Origin of the sequence: Kluyvera georgiana ATCC 51603, from assembly GCF_001654985.1 — a bacterium.
GTDB classification, from domain to species: domain Bacteria; phylum Pseudomonadota; class Gammaproteobacteria; order Enterobacterales; family Enterobacteriaceae; genus Kluyvera; species Kluyvera georgiana.
The window spans coordinates 1-2,404 of record NZ_LXEU01000112.1 but is presented as its reverse complement, the minus strand read 5'-3'; the positions used below and the strand labels follow the sequence as shown (position 1 = coordinate 2,404).

Genomic DNA, 2,404 nt, shown 5'->3' with positions numbered 1-2,404 from the left:
GGTTGGGCAGGAACACAAACAGCACAAGCCAACCGACGATGGTGGCAATCACCACGTTCTGGAACTTACTTGTGCTCTTCATCAGCCAGTACGACCTCCCAGCTTTCGACCCAGTTGATCGCCATTTTCTGGTCCAGCGAGTGGTCGAAATCAGGGTCGTCTTCGTTGAAGAATTCGCTGACCATCACCATCTTGCCGTTTTCCAGTTCGACGACCGATTCCAGAGTCATGCCCTTGTAGTTGCGTTCGCGGATATAGCCGATAAGCCCTTCCAGCTCATTTCCGTCGTGGATCTCCTCGACGCGCAGATCTTCCGGACGCAGCAGAACGTGAAGCTTTTGTCCCGCGGTGACCGGGAAATTGACGTAGATATTGCACTCGCGACCTTCAACGTTAGCGCGCACGCGCTGGTCGTCAAGGCGTTCAATGACGGTCGCGTCGAAGAGGTTAATCTCGCCGATAAAGCCAGCCACAAACAGGTTTTTCGGCTCCTCGTAGATTTCACGCGGGGTGCCGTCCTGCTCAATTTTACCGTCGCGCATCACCACGATGCGGTCTGACATGGTCAGCGCTTCTTCCTGATCGTGGGTGACGAAGACAAAGGTGATGCCGAGCTTACGCTGCAGGGCTTTAAGCTCGTTCTGCATCTGCTTACGTAGCTTGTAGTCGAGTGCGGAGAGAGACTCATCCAGCAGCAGTAGGCTAGGCTTATTGACCACCGCGCGGGCGATGGCGACGCGCTGCTGCTGGCCGCCGGAAAGCTGATGCGGTTTACGTTGTGCGAACTCTTCCAGTTGGACCATGCGCAGGGCCTCATTCACCCGCGGCGCAATTTCGCTGGCCGGCGTTTTTTGCATGCGCAGGCCAAAGGCGACATTGTCGAAAACGGTCATATGTGGGAAAAGCGCGTAGCTCTGAAAGACGGTATTGACGTGGCGATCTTCAGCCGGAACGTGGGTGATATCCTGGTTTTCCAGGTGGATCTGCCCGGCATCGACGCTCTCCAGCCCGGCAATCAGGCGCAGGACGGTCGTTTTGCCGCAGCCAGAGGGGCCAAGCAGCGTGAGAAACTCGCCGTTATTGATGGTCAAATCGAGATCCGAAATGACCGTTTTACCATCGAAGTCCTTGCGAATCCCCACCAGTTCCACCAGCGGTGACAGCGAACGCGATTTTGTATTCAATTTATTACTCTGTCCCATGTAAACGCATCGAAAAAAATCTGGCGATGCGGGGTTTGTGGTTAACCACCTTTAGACGTTTAGAGGTCTGATACGTATTAATAAGGGCTGGCATTCTACGGCAAACGTGCTCAATCGCCAATCCTTGTTAAACTTCCTATAGGAATATCTGACGATTAGATGCCGTTCGGGGAAAAAAAGTTGCCTTTGCCGGGCTAAAAGTGACCTGACGCAATATTTGTCTTTTATGGCTTATTGATAATGTTGTCACAAAAAGTGAGGGTGGCTACATGGATAAATTGCTTGAGCGTTTTTTGCAGTACGTTTCTCTGGACACGCAATCGAAGCCCGGCGTGCGTCAGGTGCCGAGTACCGAAGGGCAGTGGAAACTGTTACATCTGCTCAAAGAGCAATTAGAAACGATGGGGCTGGTGAACGTTACGCTGAGCGAGAAGGGGACGGTCATGGGCACCCTGCCTGCGAACGTCAGCGGCGACATTCCGGCGATTGGTTTTATTTCCCATGTGGATACTGCTCCGGATTTTAGCGGTAAGAACGTTAACCCGCAGATCGTTGAAAACTATCGCGGTGGCGATATCGCGCTGGGCATCGGCGATGAAGTGCTTTCTCCGGTGATGTTCCCCGTGCTGCACCAACTGCTGGGGCAGACGTTGATTACCACCGACGGTAAAACCCTGCTCGGCGCCGATGATAAAGCCGGCATCGCCGAAATCATGACCGCGCTGGCGGTGCTGAAGGGGCAGAACATCCCGCACGGCGATATCCGCGTGGCCTTTACGCCGGATGAAGAAGTGGGCAAAGGGGCGAAACATTTCGATGTCGAAGCGTTTAACGCTCAGTGGGCGTATACCATTGACGGCGGCGGCGTGGGTGAACTGGAGTATGAAAACTTCAACGCGGCTTCGGTCACCATCAAAATTGTCGGCAACAACGTCCACCCGGGCACGGCCAAAGGGGTAATGGTGAACGCGCTGTCGCTGGCGACGCGTATTCATGCGGAAGTGCCGGCCGATGAAAGCCCGGAAAAAACCGAAGGCTATGAAGGTTTCTATCATCTGACCAGCATCAAGGGCACGGTAGATCGCGCCGAAATGCACTATATCGTGCGTGACTTCGACCGTAAGCAGTTCGAAGCCCGTAAGCGCAAAATGATGGAGATCGCCAAGAAGGTGGGTAAAGGGCTGCACCCGGACTGCTATATT

General features: G+C 54.0%; 3 protein-coding genes. 1 reads left to right on the top strand and 2 read right to left on the bottom strand.

Annotated elements, in window-relative coordinates:
• Together M989_RS26380 and potA are read right to left on the bottom strand one after the other, a co-directional pair.
• Nucleotides 1-82, bottom strand: an 82-nt coding sequence (locus M989_RS26380) for a hypothetical protein (RefSeq protein WP_245191291.1), incomplete at its 3' end; no start/stop codon positions are given.
• Complete coding sequence (potA, locus tag M989_RS23860; RefSeq protein WP_064549229.1) at nucleotides 66-1,202, bottom strand: spermidine/putrescine ABC transporter ATP-binding protein PotA; 1,137 nt, start codon at nucleotides 1,200-1,202, stop codon at nucleotides 66-68. The genes potA and M989_RS26380, both read right to left, overlap by 17 nt.
• Nucleotides 1,203-1,471: 269 nt before the next feature.
• On the opposite strand from potA, the gene pepT reads away from it, so the two are divergent.
• Nucleotides 1,472-2,404 (top strand): peptidase T (pepT, locus tag M989_RS23855; RefSeq protein ID WP_064549227.1); only part of this gene is annotated, 933 nt, incomplete at its 3' end.

Excerpts from the sequence above, each read along its gene's own strand:
- potA (WP_064549229.1), bottom strand. The coding sequence starts at position 1,202 with ATGGGACAGAGTAATAAATTGAATACAAAATCGCGTTCGCTGTCACCG.